This is a genomic window from Oceanobacillus sp. FSL W8-0428 (genome assembly GCF_038004405.1).
GTDB classification, from domain to species: domain Bacteria; phylum Bacillota; class Bacilli; order Bacillales; family Amphibacillaceae; genus Oceanobacillus; species Oceanobacillus sojae.
Map to the genome: position 1 here is coordinate 1,074,783 of NZ_JBBORB010000001.1, position 19,348 is coordinate 1,094,130.

The window sequence follows — 19,348 nt, forward strand, 5'->3', positions numbered from 1 at the left end:
CCTCCTAGTTAATACGAATATACTTTTCGTCTATCAAAAATATAATAGCTCCCCTCTACATTGCCTGGCAAGACTTCTGCTAATTGAGGTATAAACCATAGCTTTACTCTGCCTTGTACATTCCCTTCAATATAAGATGGGCTATTATTTAAATGAACACCAGTTTCTTTCGTTACCACTGCCTGCAGCCTTCTCGCTTTTTCGTTATTATATGTTTCATTCGTTGACTTCATTGCCATTATAATACGCAGGAACATCGGCATATTGATTGGAACACCTTTTCCGCCAAACGTTTTAAATGGGTTCCATTGTAAAGTATATTTACCAGTAGTAAGAGTGTTCACGTCCTGCAAAGTGGTTATAAGCGCTCCTGACAGTGCTTTAAAGAAACCTAATGGTCCGGCAAATCCTCCCTGTAAACCTTGACCAATCAAATTTCCCACAAATAAAATCAACGCAATGTCCTTCATAAACATAAAATAATTCATTCCAGCTACATTATAGCCATAGGTGATATATTGTGCTTTTTTGGTAGAAAATGCATAAGATTCCGCACTGGCTAACTCATAAGGTGCTTTAGATCCATAGTTCGCCATAATATATTCATTAATATACAACTCGTTACGAACCGATGTCGGAAAACCTTGCATAAATTCAACAAATTCTTTAAACCGCTCGAATGCGTCTTTGATAAATTGCAGGCGGCTGGATTCTTCATCATCTCCACCTTGACCTGTCACTCCATCATACTCTGCAATAATACTATCCAGTTCGGCATACAATTGATTATCACCTGATATTTGATTTTTAATATCATTGTACTTGTTCAATTCCGCCCATAAACTGCCAAAGCTTTCATCAGCTTTTTCTTCTTCTGCCTGAATATCCACATTCTCTAATGCTTTTTTTACTTTATCATATTTTTGCATTTGATCTTCTATTTTTTTCACTTGCCCTTTTTTCAGATTACCTAATTTATTTTCTATCGACTGAACGATCGCATCAGCAAGCGCTTTGTCACCATCTTCTATCGCTACATAAAAAGCTAAAAATAATTGGCCTACACTGAAATTCCCCAAGTTCCCTTGTTCCGGACTGCCTTCCAAAGACTTGTCAAACCGGATATTTTCATAGATTTGATCCTCATTATCCAGAATATCAGTAAAAAATTCATCGTTTAATGTAAATTCCTCTAATTCTTCTAAGGATTCACTACCTCCCATTAATTCATTAATCTGGTCATTATAATCTTTGGCTGAACCACTTGCCGGATTATTCACATCTCGATTGGAACCAACCAGATGCTTCGGTATGTCCGTATGGTATATTTCCATATCGATAACACTTTTATATGGTTTTTCTTTTACTCCATCTTCATAGCTTGTAATTTCCTTTTCCTCATCAGAGGTCAATTCTTCTTCATTTTCTTTTTTTTCCTTTAATTCTTGATATCTATCAAGATAGAAAACAAGCTGTTGAAATGTTTCAATACCTTCAGGGATGGTTTCCTCATCTGAAGTTACTTTTTTACCAATAACTTCAGCACCTATGTCCTCTTTAATCAGTTTATTATAAGGGGTTAACTGTTCAATTGCCTTATCAATTTCTGCATTTCGTTTTTTCATTAAATCCAGAATCTCTTCATAGTTTTCTACTAGTTCTTCTGCTTTTTCTACATCTTCTACCGAAATATCATTATTTGTCAGTAAATCAAATAAATCTGTACCCATTTGTACCGGTGCCTGATACTTCATACTTTCTACAACCTGATGCCTAAAAACACTATAATCAACCAGGTTTCTTGACGTATCAAAGCTGGCTGTTGCACTTGTAATCATTGGTCTGGATAAGTTCTGCGTACCACTTAGTTCAGAGGAAGAATAAAACTGATTATTCATATATGTAGTAAAGTCAGTTCCTGCATCCTCACCACCGTATGCAAACAAGCCAACATCTGCCAAGTCAGAACTAAAATGCGACATAGTCGAACGTAATGCAGTCTCCATTGCACTATCTATTTGACGCTCAGCACTGAGGATACGCAGTGTATCGATTAGTAGTGCGTTTAGCACAAAGATGGGCAAGATAATTATAATGGCATAAATCGAAACGGATCCTTTATCCTTTAAAAACAACCGTTTTATTTTCTTTTTCAAATTATTCACCACCAAAGAACTTCTTAATGGAGTTCACTGCATCACCTACTGCCCCATCTTTGCCAAACTCACTCCATAAATACTTGGCAAAATTAGCTGTTCTGACTAATTCCGTTGTCTCGGTAACTACATGACTGGATGTTGCTTGTACCTTGCTGCCAATCATATTTTTTAGAAAAGAAGGGATAAATAAGCTCGATTCAGCGCTCACTTCTACCTCACTGTAAATCAGCGTATTATTGTAATCTACACTGAGTGTTATCGCACCATTGTATATGTCTGCTTTTCTTTTTTTGTCACCAACAATATCATCTTGAGTAAAACCGCTTAAATTAAAAAAGCCCAAAATATCATTATCGGTAATTCGCCAATATAATCCATCACCGTCCGGTAAACCGGTGTATTCTTGTACAGCTATATCACCTGTTTTAATATCTTTTTTTGTACTGTTCCATGTATAAGCAAGTTCATCAGATACTTTGTGTGCCATATAGCTTGCTGTACCCATTTGGAAGATAACAATACAAAAGAATACGCCGACTAAGGTAAACATTAGAAGAGCAGGAAAAACCAAGGTAGATTCAAGTGTAAAACTTCCACGATCCTCTTTTAGAAAGGTCTTCATATTAGTTGCTCCTTCTTCTTATGCTGTTGTTTATTGTATTTCATCTTCGCTAAATTCCCATTCCGCTCTCGTCTTAATTTGATCCCCGGCATGACCAAAAGCAAGGTTATATTGCTTTGCTTGTGCTACATCAAATACAAACGTACCCTCAACGGAATCTCCAGGGGCTAACTCACCCTCCACTAATGTTATTTCTGACGTGTTTCCCAAATAATCAGGGCTGATTGCCGGTGTATATTTATTAGAATCCAATTCACCAAGGGCAGGTGTAAAAATATCAGCAGCATTAAATGCCTTTTCATCCACATTTTTTACAGTCACATCAGCTAGGACAAAGGTATCTTCATATAAAGTAACATTTTCAAGTTCATCACGATAGCTCACTTCATTCACTGTCACTTCATACTTATAGTCCTCCTCTGAGCTAACAACGATTGCTGTGTCACCGATACTCAATCCCAATTGATGCTCGATATACTCATCATTACTTGATGATTCATCCTCTTCTTCTGTAGAAGCTTCATCAGCTGATTCTGATTCAGTACCTTCCTCCTGGATATCTGTTTCGGTTTGCTCTGTTTCAGCCGGCTCTGACTCTTCAGGTTGTTCATTGTCATTCGAACAAGCTGCCAGCAGCAAACCTGTGATTAACAATAATAGAATAGCTATTTGTTTATTTTTAATCATTATGGTCCGGTCCTCCTCAGAAATTCACACGTAGCTTATTAAAGTTTTTTCAGCTAACCCAATCTCTTTATTTTCCTTTTATTATGTTTTCAACTCATCATTTTGAATATTTATAATGAGATCTTTCTTCATTGACACTTTTAGAAAAGCTTACGGTATTGGTAAATTGATTTATCTTATGGAATGATGTTCCTCATGGAGAATACATAGCTTGATTGAAAAACTTGTTCAACCAAGCTATTTTCCATTTAAATTAGTTCATAATTTCGGTATCAATATCGTTAAATAATTTATTTGCCCATTCCATAATTTTATCTTTAAACATAATTGCAATAACAATAAGTACAGATAAAATCAATAGAATTTCAATGGTTTCCAATCCTTCTTCGTCATTCCAGAAATTTTTAAAAAATGTTGTTAACTGTTCCATTATAAATCTCTCCTTCTTTTTTCTTAAAATACTGCTATTGCAGGATATATAACAATCAGAAGAACTGCGGCAAATATAAAAATAATCGGAAATACCAACTTAGACGATGCTTCCTCACCTTTTATCCTTGTAACAGTTTTTCGTTTGTCCCATAGTGATACAGATAATTCATTTAATGATTGCACTAATAGTGCCCCGCCTTTGCGGTAATTCATCATTACTGTGGTCGTAAAAATCGATACTTCCTGAATACCGCAGCGGTAATTAAGATCCTTCATAACCTCTTGGAAAGAAGTATTCGCAGACATCTTATTTACAGCCTCATTCAGCTCAAAATATAATGGAGAATCATAAATCTGATTCTTCTTCTGATCGACACTTTTTTTCATAGCTCCCTGAACAGTTTCACCAGCATTTACCAATAAAATAATTTTATTGACAAATTCCGGAAGTTCAATAATAATCGAATCCTTCCTTTGCTTCACTTTTTTTTCCAAATCCTTCACTAGAAAGACGCTTACTACTATCATCAATAGAAATCCATAAATCAGATTACTATTTCCCTCGTCGCTGACCTCTACTAAGACAAAGGTAAAAAAGAGCATCAAGTTAATTAAGGTAATCATTTTTGCTAAATATATTTTCGTATAATCCCCAGATAGTTTACTTCCTCGCAGAATAATCATTTTCTGATGGATAGCATTGATTAATTTCGGCATCCGCTTATAAAGGTTCAATCGATCTATAATGCCAAAAGCAAACGGCGCTAAAGCTGGTAAGGTAATTTCATCTTTATATTGCTCAATAAAAGCAGCATAGACCCTTTTATTCCTTAAAACGCCTAATAATGTTACTATTACAATGCTGAGAATAATGATTTTCAATGTCATAATCGCTGCTCCTTTCTTATCTGCTTACTGCTATACCTTGATATCCATGATTTTCTGACTGATTAACAAACTACAGCCTACACAAATCAATACGACAGTCATAATAATAGGACCAGGTGTGCCAAATTCATATAATGGAGCTACAAAATCTGGCGATGACATTTTCAGAAATAAGGTAATGCCTAAAGGGGCTATCGCCATTATTTTCGACTCAAACTTTTTCTGAGAAACCAAAACTTTGATGTCCTGCTGTATCTCAATTTTATCGGTAATGATATCAGCCGTTCGTTTAATAATCTCTACTAAGTCTCCCCCTGTACGTTTACAGGTAATAAATACATCAGAGAAATTCTTAATATCATCAATATCTGAACGGTTGGCAAAATCTGCAATAGCTCGTTCGACAATCTCTCCATTTTCAATTCTCCGATTAATCAGCTGAAATTCCTTAATGATGTAGGTGTTTTCATCTGGGTAAAGAAGCTTCAAGTCTCTCAACACATCACGGAAGGCATTCTCAATTGACTGCCCCGCCGCTAAAGAAGAGGCAAGAGAGGAAATAGCCTCTTTAAACTGTAAACTTAGTTCATCTTTACGTTTATTTTTTAAATCATTCTTCTTAAATTTCGGATAGATTATCCCCAAACACGCAACTATGAACGAAAGAATGAGATGATCGTAGAATAGATAAGAAATACCGAAAATTACGATACCTGCGATAAGGGAATACTTCACCTTCTCTTGAAAGCTCATCTCATAAACAGCATAGTCAATCAGTGTCTCTCCGCCGATGTTTCTCTTTCGGATCGCTGCTATGCTCTTCTCTCTTATTTCTCCTTCTCTTTTCTCCAGTTCCCGTTCCAACTGTCTGGCCTTTCTTCCTTTGATTACACGACGCCCTACTAATACACCTATCAAGATAACAATTACAACAGAGCCAATTATTTGTTCAACATTCATCCTTTGACCCACTTTCCATTACGCTTTGGTAAACTGTTCTACCACATCATTCTTGCCTGCTAACTTCAATTTGTTAATAGACTGCAAAGAATGCTCTGTTTTCTTCAGTTTACCGATAATTTTACCGCGGTAATCCTCACCGTCCTCTTCAAACACGTAAAGGGGAGCGGTAATAATTTCACCATCCTCCATCCCTAATACTTCGGAGATCTGTACTACTCTTCTGGAATGATCGCGAAATCTTGTTAAATGGACCATGATATCAATCGCAGAACTGATTTGTTTACGAATCACATCAATCGGTAATTCGGCACCACTGAGCACCATTGTCTCTAAACGGCTTAACATATCATTAATTGAGTTCGCATGACCAGTAGATAAAGACCCATCATGACCAGTATTCATGGCCTGCAGCATATCTAACGCCTCTGCTCCACGAACCTCCCCGACAATAATACGTGATGGTCTCATCCGCAATGAGGCCTTGATTAAGTCACGAATTGTAACTTCTCCTTTTCCTTCCGTGTTTTTATTCCTTGTCTCTAAACTAACAAGATTGGGAATATTGACAATTTGTAATTCAGCGGAATCCTCAATAGAGATCAACCGCTCATCTTTCGGGATAAAATTCGATAGGACATTCAAAAATGTTGTTTTTCCTGAACCAGTCCCTCCGCCAATGAAAATATTATACCTGGCTTCTACTAACTGTTGCAGAAAACTGGCAACCTCTTCATCGAGTGCACCAAATCGGATTAAGTCCTCAATCATCAATGGTCGTTCTGGAAACTTTCGGATTGTCATAGCTGGCCCTTTCAATGCAATTGGGGGTAAGACGACATTTACACGAGAGCCGTCCTCCAGCCTTGCATCCACAATAGGGCTTGACTCATTTACCACCCGGTTTACCTTTGATACAATGGTCTGAATGGTATCCTCAAGCTTTTGGCGGCTTTCAAATTTAACTTTTGCATTCAAAACTTGGCCATCGCGCTCAATAAAAATTTCTTCATGATTATTGATCATAATTTCTGTAATTGTAGGGTCATCCAAGATGGGTTGCAGTACGCCCAACCCTCGAAAGGCATGATACATTCTATCGACAATACGCTTAATCATTTGCGAAGTCATTTTATGCTCCTTCGCATACTCTATTACAGTATCCTCCACCATTTCCAAAAGCTCTTCATTCGTAGTGGAATGCATAAAATCTAAAACCTCACGCAATTTTTCAATTAATAAAGCCGTTATCTCATCCTCTGTCTGCGCAGTAACTTCTTCTATTTGTTGATTATTCTTCTGTTCTTTATCACTAACCTTCAACAAGGGACACCTCCATATTGATGTCTATCTCCTCTGCAACAGATTGAAATAACTTCTCACCGATAATAGTATCTTCTAACATCTTGGTCTGTTCATTTTCCAATAACCAGTGAGAATGAAATGGAATATGTATTTCAATACTGAAGTTATAGTTATTAAACCCTGCAAAAGGCCTCGCTCCGACTTTATTCAATACAAAATGAAGCTTATTGTTATCAATATGCTTGTCCAGGATACTTTGATTTAGTTTATATTGCGATCTGGCAAAGCTATTCTGATCAGAGCTTAATAGCCATACAACCTCATCACTAACCCGCATTGCCGCCTGGTTTCGCTCATGCAAGGAATCATCCAGATCGATAATTATATAGTCATAACTTTGCGAATCTTTTAAAGCTTGAATCAACAATTCTACTTCCTCACCCGTGATATGTTCCATTTCCTCCGGTAAGACGGGCAAAGAGAAGTAATCAATATTTGTTAAGCTGTCGGTAGATTTTAAGGATTCAACTTTTGCAACTAATTTATTAATATTATTTTTTAAATAGTAGAATACTTCAACAGAAGACGCCTTTTCTTCTTGAAAAAATAAATAGGTGCTATGTAATTGTTCTAAATTAAGATAGAAGGTTCGTTTACCCTGTTGTGTCAAATATTTCGCCAGACAAAGAGAAGCTAGTGTCTTCCCTGATCCAGCACTACCGCTATAGAAGCTGACTACTTTCTCTTTCTGTTTCTTATTCATTAACGTACTAATCTTGTCATTTGCTTCGAAGTATATCGCCATCACTTGAGACAATGATTCCTTCAATGGTTGATATTTAAAAATGCCCGCCTCTTCCTGGGTCATCTCCTGCCCCTCTGATAGGCGAATAACCATATCGAAATTAGCACCATCCTCTTCCGTCACCTGCATATCTGTTAATAAAATGTGCTGCTTTTGATTACGGATATGCTTATGAAACGCCTCGGAATCTGTGTATATCTTCGCTGAAAATCTCATCCCATTCTCTGGGTTTCTAATATAGTTGGAAAAATAATCAGCATACGATTGATCAGAAGTATAAAGTACGAGATTAATTTTGTGCATCTTGCTCACCTTTTTTCTGCTAATCTTTATTTTTTATAAGAATACTAAATATATGATATATTGTTAACCTTTTAAGAGAAAAACAGTTAATTTCGCCTATTTTTAGGATATGCCTTCATTTTTAATACAAGTTATCCTACTTATGCCTCTCTTCTATACCTTTCATATGAACATTATTAAAAACATTTGGGAAAGACTGAGCTATTTTTTGAAGAAGCATAGATAGCAGGTTTTATTGATAAGACAATACATTCTCGCAGGAAATAAAGCATATAAAAATAAAAAGCAGCTTTTTAAAAAGGTTTGGTAAAATGGGCAGGCCTGAGGAAGTAGATTCTACTAAAATTGTCTTGTCTTTTGATAAATTTATTGAAAAACAGTCTATACAGATACAAATAATAAAAAAGCGATAAGGGTATTTAGCATAGTTGAATACTTCCTTATTACTGGTTTAATATTCCATAAATGGTTCATATTAGATTAAAAATCATACTAAAATTATTTCTTTCACTCTTTCTATAAAAATATCTAAGAGCCGAAGTTTACCCTTGACTTAAGTTCCTCTTTATCCATATCTATCTTATATACCAACCTAAAAAGCCGATTTCTACCGCAAATGCAGTAAAAACCGACTATTTTCATCCTAACAATCTAACTTCCTATCATTAATCCTGATATACTTTCAAAATAGCTTTTGTTAAAATATCTACACCCGTTTGAAGCGCATCCTTATCAAAGGCCATATCTGGATGATGTAATCCAGGCCCTAAATCACATCCTAATCCGAGCATCGTTGCCTTTAATTCTGGTTTTTTCACAGTATAGAAATGGAAGTCATCTCCGCCCGGAGTGAGAAGCGGCTCTACAATATTTTCCTCGCCCAGCACATCCTTCACTGCTGCACGCATAAAGCTTGTTGCTTCCTTATTTGTTTCAGCTGCCGGCACACCATGAAAATCGGAGATATCAATATCAACATCATAAAGATTTCGGACAGAATCTAGAATACCATCTACTTTCTTCACCAGCAGGTCCATCACTTCATTCGTCTGCGCACGTAAATCTAAACTGAACGATGCGTTTCCCGGAATAATATTAGAGCTCTTAGCACCTGCCTGAAATTTCGTCATTTTCGCTGAATGCGGGACTCTTGGGTCCATATGGATCTGCCCCAGCATATTGACAATCTGCATGCCGACTTCAATCGCATTATCATTCAAATGCGGGCGTGCGCCATGTGCATCTTCCCCTTTAATGACCGCTTCATATGTTTTCGTTGCACCATGAACAATAACTGGAGCTGCCTGTCCTGCAGCGGCTTCCTGCTTAGGTCTGAGATGAACGCCAAACAGGTAATCCACGTCTTCTACAACCTTCTCCTCTACCATTTTCAGCGCACCGCCGCCAGCTTCTTCAGCAGGCTGATAAATAAACTTAATTGCAACTTTATCCTGGATCCCCGGGATTTGCTGTAATGTCCATAGCACACCTAATACAATTGACATATGTGCATCATGCCCACAGGAATGGTTTGGCTGAAATTTCCCGTTCACTTCCTGCCATAATGCATCCATATCTGCACGGACGCCTATTACTGGCAAACCTTCATCAAAATTTCCAAGCTTTCCAATGACGCCGGTGTGGTCTGGAAAGGTAATTGTTTCACAGCCTGCTTCTTCTAATCTTTCTTTTATGTATTTGGTAGTCTCTACTTCTTCCCAGCTGATTTCTGCATGTGTATGCAGGTACTGAAAAGTTTCTAACACGCTTTTTTCTATGTTTTCTCCCATTTGTCTTCCCATCCTTCTTGGTATTGAAAGTAAATAAATTACATTTTTTAAGTATTCTTATTATTTCGTATTGATTTGAAGTATAAACGCTACTATAGGCAATTTCAAGTTATTGAAATTCCAAAGAGAGTGCTTTTATCGTACAAATCTTGATGGGGAATTACTTTTTGGTAAAGGGAAAGCAGTTATAAAAAGAAACTATCTTCCGTGAGGACTCATTATAATGGATAAAACATCCTTGTTGTTGCAGTCATAGATCAATAAAAAAGCAAAGTCAGGATGAAGAAAAATCCTGACTTTGCCTCTTTTTATATTACTCTGATAAACCTTCTTGTAACAGGCTCTGCGCCTGCTCAGGATCTGCTTTCAGCTCCAGCCCGGTATCTACTAATGAACTAAGAGTAGAAACAGCCGGTAATTTATTGCCTTCATAGAAGGAGATAAATTCTTCCTGATTAATAGAATATAGTACCGCTTGGCGTAATGCTACATTATCAGCAAGCTCGCTATCTTCCAAATTAAAGCTCAGATAGGAAACACCGTTACTCTCGTTTTGCTGTAAGGTTAAACTATCATCCTCTTCCACTGTGTCATAACGGTTTTCAGCCACACCATTCAGGATGTGAATCTCATTATTACGGAGCGCAGATAATGCACTTTCCGGGTCCTGAATGAATTTCACTACTACTTCGCTGATTTTAGGCTCATATTCTGATCCAGGCATATACCCGGGATTCTTCACGAAATCTGCTTCATAGTCATTTTTAGAAACCATAATGTACGGTCCACTTGCATAAAGCGTGTTTTCTTCATTACTATCTTCCAGCACAGTCCGCTGGTCACCATAAGCAACATCTTCATTGACATCATAGTCTTCTACATCAAACGTATTGATGCTTTCCACCTGATCCTTTGATACAATACCGGCTGACTGATGTGCAAGATAGTTTAGTACCTGCGGGAACGGATCTGCTGTTGTAATTTTTACAACCTGATAGGTTCCTGCATCATTATCCGCCTCTGTTTTATCCGTCGTTAATGAATCAATCTCTGTATCAAGTCCTTCTTCTAAAGCCTGTTTAATTGTATTTCCGTCTATGGAAGCAGTATCCTCTAATTCAGAAAGATCATCTACAATTTCAATCGTTTCCATACTTTCATGCAGACTGTAAGTACGATGATCCGGAACAGAATTTGGATCTTTCGCCCGTTCTAAACTGAATTGAACATCCTCTGCACCTACACGGTCACCTGTATCAACTGCTGTATCGCCGTCTACCTCTGCAAAATTAATATCGTCACGAAGTAAGAAATAAAAATCCTGGCTGCCATCCGCAATCACGTGATTTAAAGAAAGCGAACCATCGGAAACGACCTCATCATCATCTGTTAAATTGACTAAACGAACATACATATTTGTATTTAACGTATTAATAGAACCGTCATTTCCTTTAATTGGATCTAATGAAGTTAAATCACTAATTGCCTGGTGAACAAGTAAAGGCTCACTATCACGTAAGGATGTATCATTATAGTCTACATTTTCCCATACTGCCGCACGTGATTTTGGCAGACGGACTGTTTCTTCATTAATAATATCGTGATTTACACCCTGCGCTTTTAAAGAAATATAAAGCGGTGCAATATACGCCTGATCAAAAACAATTTGTTCCTCTAATTCTTTATATGTTTCTTCATATTCGCCCGGTAATTCGGTACTTGCTTTATCTACAAGCTCATCTGCTTTTTCATCTGCGAATAACGAATTATCACCATCTGAGGTGAACAGAGAACGGACAGCATAATCCGGGTTTCCAGTAACTGTTGTCCAGCTGTTCAGGGCAATATCATAATTCCCTGCATCACGCTGTGTTGTAAAGCTGCCGTAATCCGGCTGAATATTTAATTCTACGTTAAAGCCTGTATTTGTTAATTGATCACGCAGAATATTTACGTCATTTTCCTGCGTACTTGTTGCTAATATCTCAATTGTCGGCTGGTCTGCATCTGCACCACCACCGCCTGAACCTTCTTCCTGAACATCAGATTCTGTACTCACACACCCTGCTAACAGCAGAGCAAGTACGAGTAAAAAAGATAAACTCCATTTCTTCATTTTCTGTATTCCCCCTTATAAGTGTGTGTTCAAAAAGTCCGATAAATAGAACCAAAAAGTTCAAGGCGGCTAGCGTTTCCGAACGGACTTCCACAGGATGTGGTGACTTCTGTATTGTCCACAGGACGTGGACGGTCTTAACAGAAGTTCCTCCATGCTCTTATATACGTGAGTAACGCTTTTGGTGGGGCGAGTAATCGCAAATGTTTTCGATGGGACGAGTAATCGCAGTCCCAGTCCCATCGGAAAAAGCTCGTCAACGCAGAAATTCGCCGTGTCATCTTTATTGGACTTTTTGAATATCCTCTATAATGTAAAATTAATTTATTTTTGGATCTAACGCATCACGCAGGCCATCCCCTAAAAAGTTAAAGGCTAAAACCAGCAAAATAATCGCTATTCCCGGAAAAATCGCTAAATATGGTTCGGTTTCTAAATAAGCACTCCCGATTCGGAGGACATTCCCCCACTCTGGAACATGAGGCTCTACACCGAGTCCCAAAAAGCTTAAACTGCTTGTTGCAATAACTGCTCCGCCGATTGTTAAGGTAGCTTTGACAATCATCGGAGCAAAAGCATTTGGAATAGCATGCTTGGTCAGGATCTTCCAATCCGATTCTCCCAATGCTTTGGCTGCTTCAATATATTCTAAATTCGATACCATTAAAATATTGGCCCGCATCGTTCTTGCATAAATCGGAATCGACCCGATACTTAAGGCAATAATCAAATTGATCGTACTGGATCCAAATGCTGCGATAATAGCAATAGCCAATAAAATCCCCGGAATGGCATACAAAGCATCCATCACACGCATAATCACCTGATCGGTAGCTTTATAATAATAGCCTGCCAGCGCCCCCAGTAACCCGCCGATAATCATTGGAATAATCGTTGTCAATAAACCAATGACCAGGGAAATCCTTGCTCCAAAAATAATTCTGGAAAATACGTCACGGCCGAAGTTATCCGTTCCGAAGGGGTGCACGAAGCTCGGCTCCTGCAGCAGGGAGCTGTAATCATTTGCCGTTGCAAAGCTGGTTACAAACGTACCAAAGCTGGTAATGGATATTGAAAAGGTAAAGATAACAAATAATAAACCAATCATTGCTGTAAAGCTTTTACCCAGCTTTATCCAGAAAAACTGCCATTTATCAATCACGGACTGGTCTTTCTTAGAGATTTTTAACAGGATACTGTAAGCAAGAATAAATCGGAATATATTTCCTGTTAAAGTGGCAATAAATAAAAACACTGCTAGCAATCGCAATGACTTTTTCCCGGCCAATGAGGTATCATATTGCCGATGAAAGAAAATTACCAAAGCTATATCAATAATTAATAATGCCAGTAAAATACCCATAGATAACATGAAATTATTAGATACATAGGCTTTAAATAAATTCAATGATGTAACCGCGATAATAAGAAAATCTGTAATGAGCATATAATATGCAAATGTATATTCAATAGATGTGTTCTTCTTTAAAAGCCGAAAGGCAAATGTTGCTGTAAAAACATTTCCGCAGGCTAACGACAGAACCTGTACTGCAGCCAGCATACGTGTACGATTCCCGATTTCTCCTGTTTTCAATAAATCTTTACGTAATAAAAGCACGATAAAAAGCTGATATAAGCTGTTTATCAAAAAGATAACAGTAAAAATGCTGAAAACGGTGTGAAATGTATTCGTGCCAAAATCATAGCTATTGAATAAAAAAATCAACGTTAATACGAGCGATATAACAAATGCAAAGTGACCGTGCTTATACAGATCGGATCGCTTTAAAGACTGTAGATTAGCATGATTCATGTAAGCCTCTCACCCTCCTAACTATTCTTCATTTGCGAACGGATACGCGGATTCAGCATCGCATAAACAAGATCTACAATTAAATTAACAATTGAAATGGTAATAGCGATATAAACGACACCTGCCAAAATTGCCGGCGTGTCGGGAATAAATTGTTTATCTACAATATAGCTTCCTAAACCGCTGATATTAAAAACTTTTTCCGTTACGGCAGCTCCGCCGAGCATACCGCCAAACTGCAGCCCCATAACCGTTAAAATAGGAATCCAGGCATTTCTCAGCGCATGACCAATAAATGTCTCTCTTCCAGTCAGCCCTTTGGCTTTTGCAGTAATCATATAATCCTCATTCATGACCTCCAGCATAGATGAGCGTGTCATTCTGGCAATCGCTGCAGCCAGCCCTGTTCCTAGTACCACAATTGGCATAATCAGCGATAAAAAGTTTCCTGGTGAATAACTCGACGGCAGGAGATCTCCCTGAATCGAAAAGGTAAGAATGAAAATAAGACCTTGCCAAAAGCTCGGGATAGACAAGCCAATCAAGGCAATGAACATAAACGTATAATCCCAAAAAGAATTAACACGTGCTGCCGAAATCATCCCTACCGGCACAGCGATAATAACTGCCAGAATAAGAGAAGAAATCGCTAAAATCAGTGTCACAGGAAAACGATTTGAAATACTATTCATAATCACTTCATTGCCTGTATAAGAATGCCCTAAATCAAACGTCAGAATGCCGCTTAACGCATGCCATAACTGAACGAAATAAGACTGATCCAGGCCATACTGAATATTAAAAGCATCACGCTGCGCCTGTGTAGCAGACTCACCCAATATATTGGCAGCTGCATCAGACGGCGAAATATACAGAATGGTAAATACAATCACGATAACAGAAATAATTACAAAGAACGTCATAACGACCCGTTCAAATACAAAACGCCGAAAAGCACCTTGATAAATAAAGTACATACTGTAAGCTAAAATTCCAGGAATAAATGTAGGTATGAGGAAACGCTTATCCAGCAAAAGACCATGGAAAAATTCCATATAGTTCATCGGCTTTCTTGTCTCTAATCCCAGTTCTTCCTCCACAATTGCTTCGGAGCGCTTCTTGAGCTGCTGCTGAACAAATTTTTCTTTTTCTGTCTCTTTTATCGGGCGCTGGAAGTATGCCTGCTTTTTATCATATTGCTTTTCATAATCACTTTTTAAAGCTGCATATGCTTCTGATTGTATAAAAGTATGCATTTTTTCCTTAAACAAAGCATCATATGTATTAGACTTTCTTTTACTGAAATAGATACAGAGAGCAATAATATGAATTGGAAACCCGATTAAAAATTGAATCCACCTCAGGAAAACCTGACGATAAACAATCAAAAACCCGCGGGATAACACATTCTCGGATGATGAATTTTGCAATAAGTTTCTTACTCCCTTCTTAAAATCTTGATAATTCCTACCTTTTTAGTATAGAATATGCTTATTAGGAATTATAGAAAGGAATGATGTAATTGTCAAATTAATTTTACTGACTTTGAGTTCCTTACCGTTTTAGATTTCACAGAGTAAGAGTTTACTATATTTTAAAGTCTTAAAATTAATTGTAATAACATTACACACTTCCTGTTATATATATGTATATATTCAGAGTCTTGTTTATTCACCCTGAAAAAATTTATTCTTATATATTTTATTGAAATGACAATTTGTCTTACATTTTTATCAGGTTAAATGTTCTGCTGCTCTGGTGTACAGGAATATATAATAAGTCAAATATATAATTAAATGGAGATATGATAATGAAAGACATATTAAGTGTTAAAAATTTATCTGTTCATTTTCAGACTACGGAGCAGAAGGTTCAGTCCGTTAACCAAATTTCTTTCTCCGTCAAAAAAGGAGAAACCTTAGGGATTGTTGGTGAGTCCGGGTCAGGAAAAAGCGTTACAGCAAAAACAATTATGCAGCTGCTTCCCGGCCAGTCCGCACATATCCAAGCGGAAACAATAGAATATGAAGGAAATAATCTGGCAAATTATTCTGACCATGATATGCAGAAAATTCGCGGTCAGGAAATCAGTATGATATTTCAGGACCCAATGAGCTCTTTTAACCCGACAATGAAAATCGGTAAGCAAATTGATGAAGTAGTCAGCAAACACCGTAGGATTTCTGCACATAAAGCGAAAGAAGAAACGATTGAAATGCTGAAGCTGGTCGGGATAACCTCACCTGAAGAACGGTATCATCAATATCCACATGAATTCTCAGGTGGTATGCTGCAGCGTGCAATGATAGCAATGGCCTTAATCTGCCGGCCAAAGCTATTAATTGCTGATGAACCGACGACTGCATTAGATGTACGTATTCAGGCACAAATTCTGCAATTAATGAAAAACCTGCAGGAGAAATTTAATATGAGCATCATTTTGATTACTCATGATTTTGGGGTTGTTGCAGGTATGTGTGACCGGATTGTTGTCATGAAGGATGGAAAAATTGTTGAACAAAACGACACAACATCCATTTTCACTCATCCTGAGCACCCTTATACACAACGGCTGCTTCATGCCTTGCCGCGAATTGATCAAAAGAAAGCAAACAGACACACGAAATCATTTCAAGATACTGAGGCCTTAATTAACGTGAAGGATTTGAAAAAGATTTTCCCGTTAAAATTAGGCGGCCTTGTGCATGCAGTTGATGATATTGACTTTCACATCAGACCCGGTGAAACATTAGGATTAGTAGGAGAATCCGGCTCTGGAAAATCAACGACTGGACGCCTTATTCTGCAATTACAGCAGGCAACAGAAGGAGAAATTCTTTTCGGTGGAATGGGAATCCATGACTTTAATCGCAAAGAACTCAAAAAGCTCCGCAGAGACGTTCAAATTATTTTCCAGGATCCTCAAGCCTCGTTAAATCCGAGAATGAAGGTACTTGATATTATCGGTCAGCCGCTGGATATTCATAAGCTATGCAAAACAAAAGCTGAGAGGCGAGCCCGAGTCGAGGAATTATTAGAGCTGGTAGGTCTGACAAAGGAACACGCCAACAGGTATCCGCATGAATTTTCAGGAGGACAGCAGCAGCGTATTGGTATCGCCCGGGCGCTGGCTGTAAAACCGAAATTTATTGTTTGCGACGAGCCGTTATCCGCTCTGGACGTTTCCATTCAATCACAGATTGTGGATTTATTAGAGGAATTACAGGAAAAGCTTGGTTTAACCTATCTATTTATTGCACATGACCTGGCAATGGTAAAGCATATATGTGACCGGATTGCAGTCATGTATTCCGGCAAAATTATTGAGGTGGCAGAAAGCGAGGAGCTTTATGAAAATCCACTTCACCCCTATACTAAATCACTGCTGGATGCGGTGCCTATTCCAGATCCGGGAATTGAAGCGAAAAAGATTCGGGAACATAATATCAAGACAGAAACCTATCATTTTGAAAAAAATTGGTTAGAAGAAGTAAGACCGGAGCATTGGATGCTTGTATAAAGACAGATAAATCGAGTAGGAAGCTAACCATTAGTTGATTAGCTGTCCTCTCACACCACCCCGCATACCGTTCGGTACGGGGCGGTTCAATACCTTGCGTAAGCAGACTCTACCAACGTGCTTAGTGAAACCAAGCCCCAGCGGTGGAGTCTTTCGTTTGTAAGCGCCCAATGAACCTCAGGCGTTTTGGATAGTTTCCAATATTTCTTTCTTGAGAAACCAATCCTTTTTGCACTACCTATATCTAAACCATAAGATAATAACTTCGTTATCTTCGTTCGTACCCTTTTCCATCGTTTCAAGATAAGCTGTCTAATACGGTGATGTAACCATGGTTCTATCTCTTTCATGATGAAAGATTTGATAAATCCTAATCCAAAATAGCCAATCCAACCTCTTATCACTTGATTGATTTCTGTTATAATAGTTGGGAAGCTTCCCGAGCGATTACGGCTCGTTTTTCTTTTCAGTGTTGCTTTAAGTTTCTTCTTGGCTTCTTTGGTAGGGATAAAACGATAGGTTCCATTCACTTTCTTCATCAGACAGCTCAAGAACTTTAAACGGGTAGGTGAGCCTACCTTACTCTTGTCCTTATGGACAAGTAATTTAAGGTCTTTCTCAATGTATCGAGTAACACTTTCCATCACTCGTTCTCCTGCTCGTCTTGATTTGACATAGATGACAAAATCATCTGCGTAACGTACGAAACGATGGCCTCGTTTTTCTAATGCTTTATCCAGTTCATGTAAGTATACGTTGCTGAGAAGGGGCGATAATACACCTCCTTGCGGTGCGCCTGTTTTACTTTCTACGAATTCGCCAGACAGGTCTGTTACACCACTCATCAAGAACTTACGGATTACTCGAAGAATCGCTTTATCTGGAATGAATTGTTCCAGGTGGTACATCAATTTATCGTGATTCAGGGTGTCAAAACACTGTTTTAGATCACAATCTACCACTACTTTATATCCTTCCTCATAATATTGCGCACATTGTTTCAGCGCTGTATGGGTTCCTTTATTCGGGCGAAACCCATGACTTTGAGGAAGGAATTGTGGGTCTATGATTGGTTCAATCACTTGTTTGATGGCTTGTTGTACCACACGATCTCGTACACATGGAATACCTAATTTTCGTCTTCCTCCATCAGGTTTTGGGATTTCCACACGTTTGACAGATTGCGGGGTATAGGTACCATCAAGCAGTTTCTTTCTTAATGGTAAATAATAATCTTTGATATGGCTTTCTATCTCCCAAACCGTCATTCCATCTACCCCAGCTGCACCTTTGTTTCGTTTCACTGTTTCTGTTGCTGATAGTAGATTCGATTTACTTACAACGAGCTCCATCAACGATGGAGACTTACGATACATTTCTGTCATATAACCTAGAGGATTACTCTACGCATCTACATACCCTTTCGGTTCCACCTTATCTCTTTGTAGACTGCCAACCTTTCGATTGTTTTCTGTAGTCAACGTATCCTCTAACCTCCAATCTATACTTTGTATGAATATTGTTCGGTCCTTCGGTACCTTTTCCCTACTATGACCTCTGCTGACTTCTGCCTATTCGTTGTTACTACGATAGGATATCGCTAGACAGACCTCCCCAGGTAAGAGCTATAACCTTCCTCCCATGTAACTGCTGTATTTACTGCATGGAATTCGTGCAGTATTGGACTTTGTTTTGTTGAGCAAACTCATCCATTCCAAGTCAGCCTTTTATACAGTTTCTGTTCGTCAGTTCGGGAGTTTGCTTCCAGCTTCCTTCAGATTCTACCTCACGATAGACACCCTTGCCTTCAGCTAACAGTTCCTACTGCCAAGCCTGTAGTGGACTTTCACCACCAAGTTATAGCCCATGCTGGGCGCACTCATAAAAAATCTCCAGCTATTCTGCACAGAATAGCTGGAGATTTTTTTGTTTTCATGGATTTATAAAG

At 38.2% G+C, this 19,348-nt stretch carries 14 protein-coding genes; 1 reads left to right on the forward strand and 13 read right to left on the reverse strand.

Annotated features, from left to right (window positions below; translation table 11 throughout):
• Positions 1-8: 8 nt before the first annotated feature.
• The 12 genes from MKY30_RS04770 to MKY30_RS04825 all read right to left on the reverse strand — a co-directional run bounded on the left by MKY30_RS04770 (position 9) and on the right by MKY30_RS04825 (position 15,310).
• Entirely contained in the window at positions 9-2,156 is a 2,148-nt protein-coding gene (locus MKY30_RS04770) for a hypothetical protein (protein WP_341082930.1), read from the reverse strand.
• A 1-nt stretch (position 2,157) separates the two neighbouring features.
• Positions 2,158-2,781, reverse strand: a complete 624-nt coding sequence (locus MKY30_RS04775) for a TadE/TadG family type IV pilus assembly protein (RefSeq protein WP_147211318.1) — start codon at positions 2,779-2,781, stop codon at positions 2,158-2,160.
• A 30-nt stretch (positions 2,782-2,811) separates the two neighbouring features.
• Positions 2,812-3,468, reverse strand: a complete 657-nt coding sequence (locus MKY30_RS04780) for a DUF4352 domain-containing protein (protein ID WP_339283626.1) — start codon at positions 3,466-3,468, stop codon at positions 2,812-2,814.
• A 253-nt stretch (positions 3,469-3,721) separates the two neighbouring features.
• Positions 3,722-3,898: a Flp1 family type IVb pilin gene (locus MKY30_RS04785; protein ID WP_147211320.1), complete on the reverse strand. Its 177-nt coding sequence runs from the start codon at positions 3,896-3,898 to the stop codon at positions 3,722-3,724.
• A 23-nt stretch (positions 3,899-3,921) separates the two neighbouring features.
• On the reverse strand, positions 3,922-4,788 hold the full coding sequence (locus tag MKY30_RS04790) for a type II secretion system F family protein (RefSeq protein ID WP_147211321.1): 867 nt from the start codon (positions 4,786-4,788) through the stop codon (positions 3,922-3,924).
• A 30-nt stretch (positions 4,789-4,818) separates the two neighbouring features.
• Positions 4,819-5,748, reverse strand: a complete 930-nt coding sequence (locus tag MKY30_RS04795) for a type II secretion system F family protein (RefSeq protein WP_147211322.1) — start codon at positions 5,746-5,748, stop codon at positions 4,819-4,821.
• An 18-nt stretch (positions 5,749-5,766) separates the two neighbouring features.
• Positions 5,767-6,954, reverse strand: a complete 1,188-nt coding sequence (locus MKY30_RS04800) for a CpaF family protein (protein ID WP_341085592.1) — start codon at positions 6,952-6,954, stop codon at positions 5,767-5,769.
• A 106-nt stretch (positions 6,955-7,060) separates the two neighbouring features.
• A complete protein-coding gene (locus MKY30_RS04805) occupies positions 7,061-8,161 on the reverse strand; it encodes an AAA family ATPase (protein WP_341082931.1) in 1,101 nt (366 codons plus the stop codon).
• 665 nt (positions 8,162-8,826) lie between these two features.
• Positions 8,827-9,951: a M20 peptidase aminoacylase family protein gene (locus MKY30_RS04810; protein ID WP_341082932.1), complete on the reverse strand. Its 1,125-nt coding sequence runs from the start codon at positions 9,949-9,951 to the stop codon at positions 8,827-8,829.
• 313 nt (positions 9,952-10,264) lie between these two features.
• Positions 10,265-12,067 (reverse strand): ABC transporter substrate-binding protein, encoded by a 1,803-nt coding sequence (locus MKY30_RS04815; protein ID WP_147211325.1) that lies wholly within the window; start codon positions 12,065-12,067, stop codon positions 10,265-10,267.
• A gap of 319 nt (positions 12,068-12,386) precedes the next feature.
• A complete protein-coding gene (locus MKY30_RS04820; RefSeq protein ID WP_147211326.1) occupies positions 12,387-13,880 on the reverse strand; it encodes an ABC transporter permease in 1,494 nt (497 codons plus the stop codon).
• 17 nt (positions 13,881-13,897) lie between these two features.
• Entirely contained in the window at positions 13,898-15,310 is a 1,413-nt protein-coding gene (locus MKY30_RS04825) for an ABC transporter permease (RefSeq protein ID WP_341082933.1), read from the reverse strand.
• Between the two features lie 380 nt (positions 15,311-15,690).
• Between MKY30_RS04825 and MKY30_RS04830 the strand changes: the two genes are divergently transcribed.
• A complete protein-coding gene (locus MKY30_RS04830) occupies positions 15,691-17,400 on the forward strand; it encodes an ABC transporter ATP-binding protein (protein WP_341082934.1) in 1,710 nt (569 codons plus the stop codon).
• Between the two features lie 86 nt (positions 17,401-17,486).
• Here the strand turns inward: MKY30_RS04830 and ltrA are convergent, their stop codons facing one another.
• Positions 17,487-18,776, reverse strand: a complete 1,290-nt coding sequence (ltrA, locus tag MKY30_RS04835) for a group II intron reverse transcriptase/maturase (protein ID WP_341085593.1) — start codon at positions 18,774-18,776, stop codon at positions 17,487-17,489.
• Between the last annotated feature and the right edge of the window lie 572 nt (positions 18,777-19,348).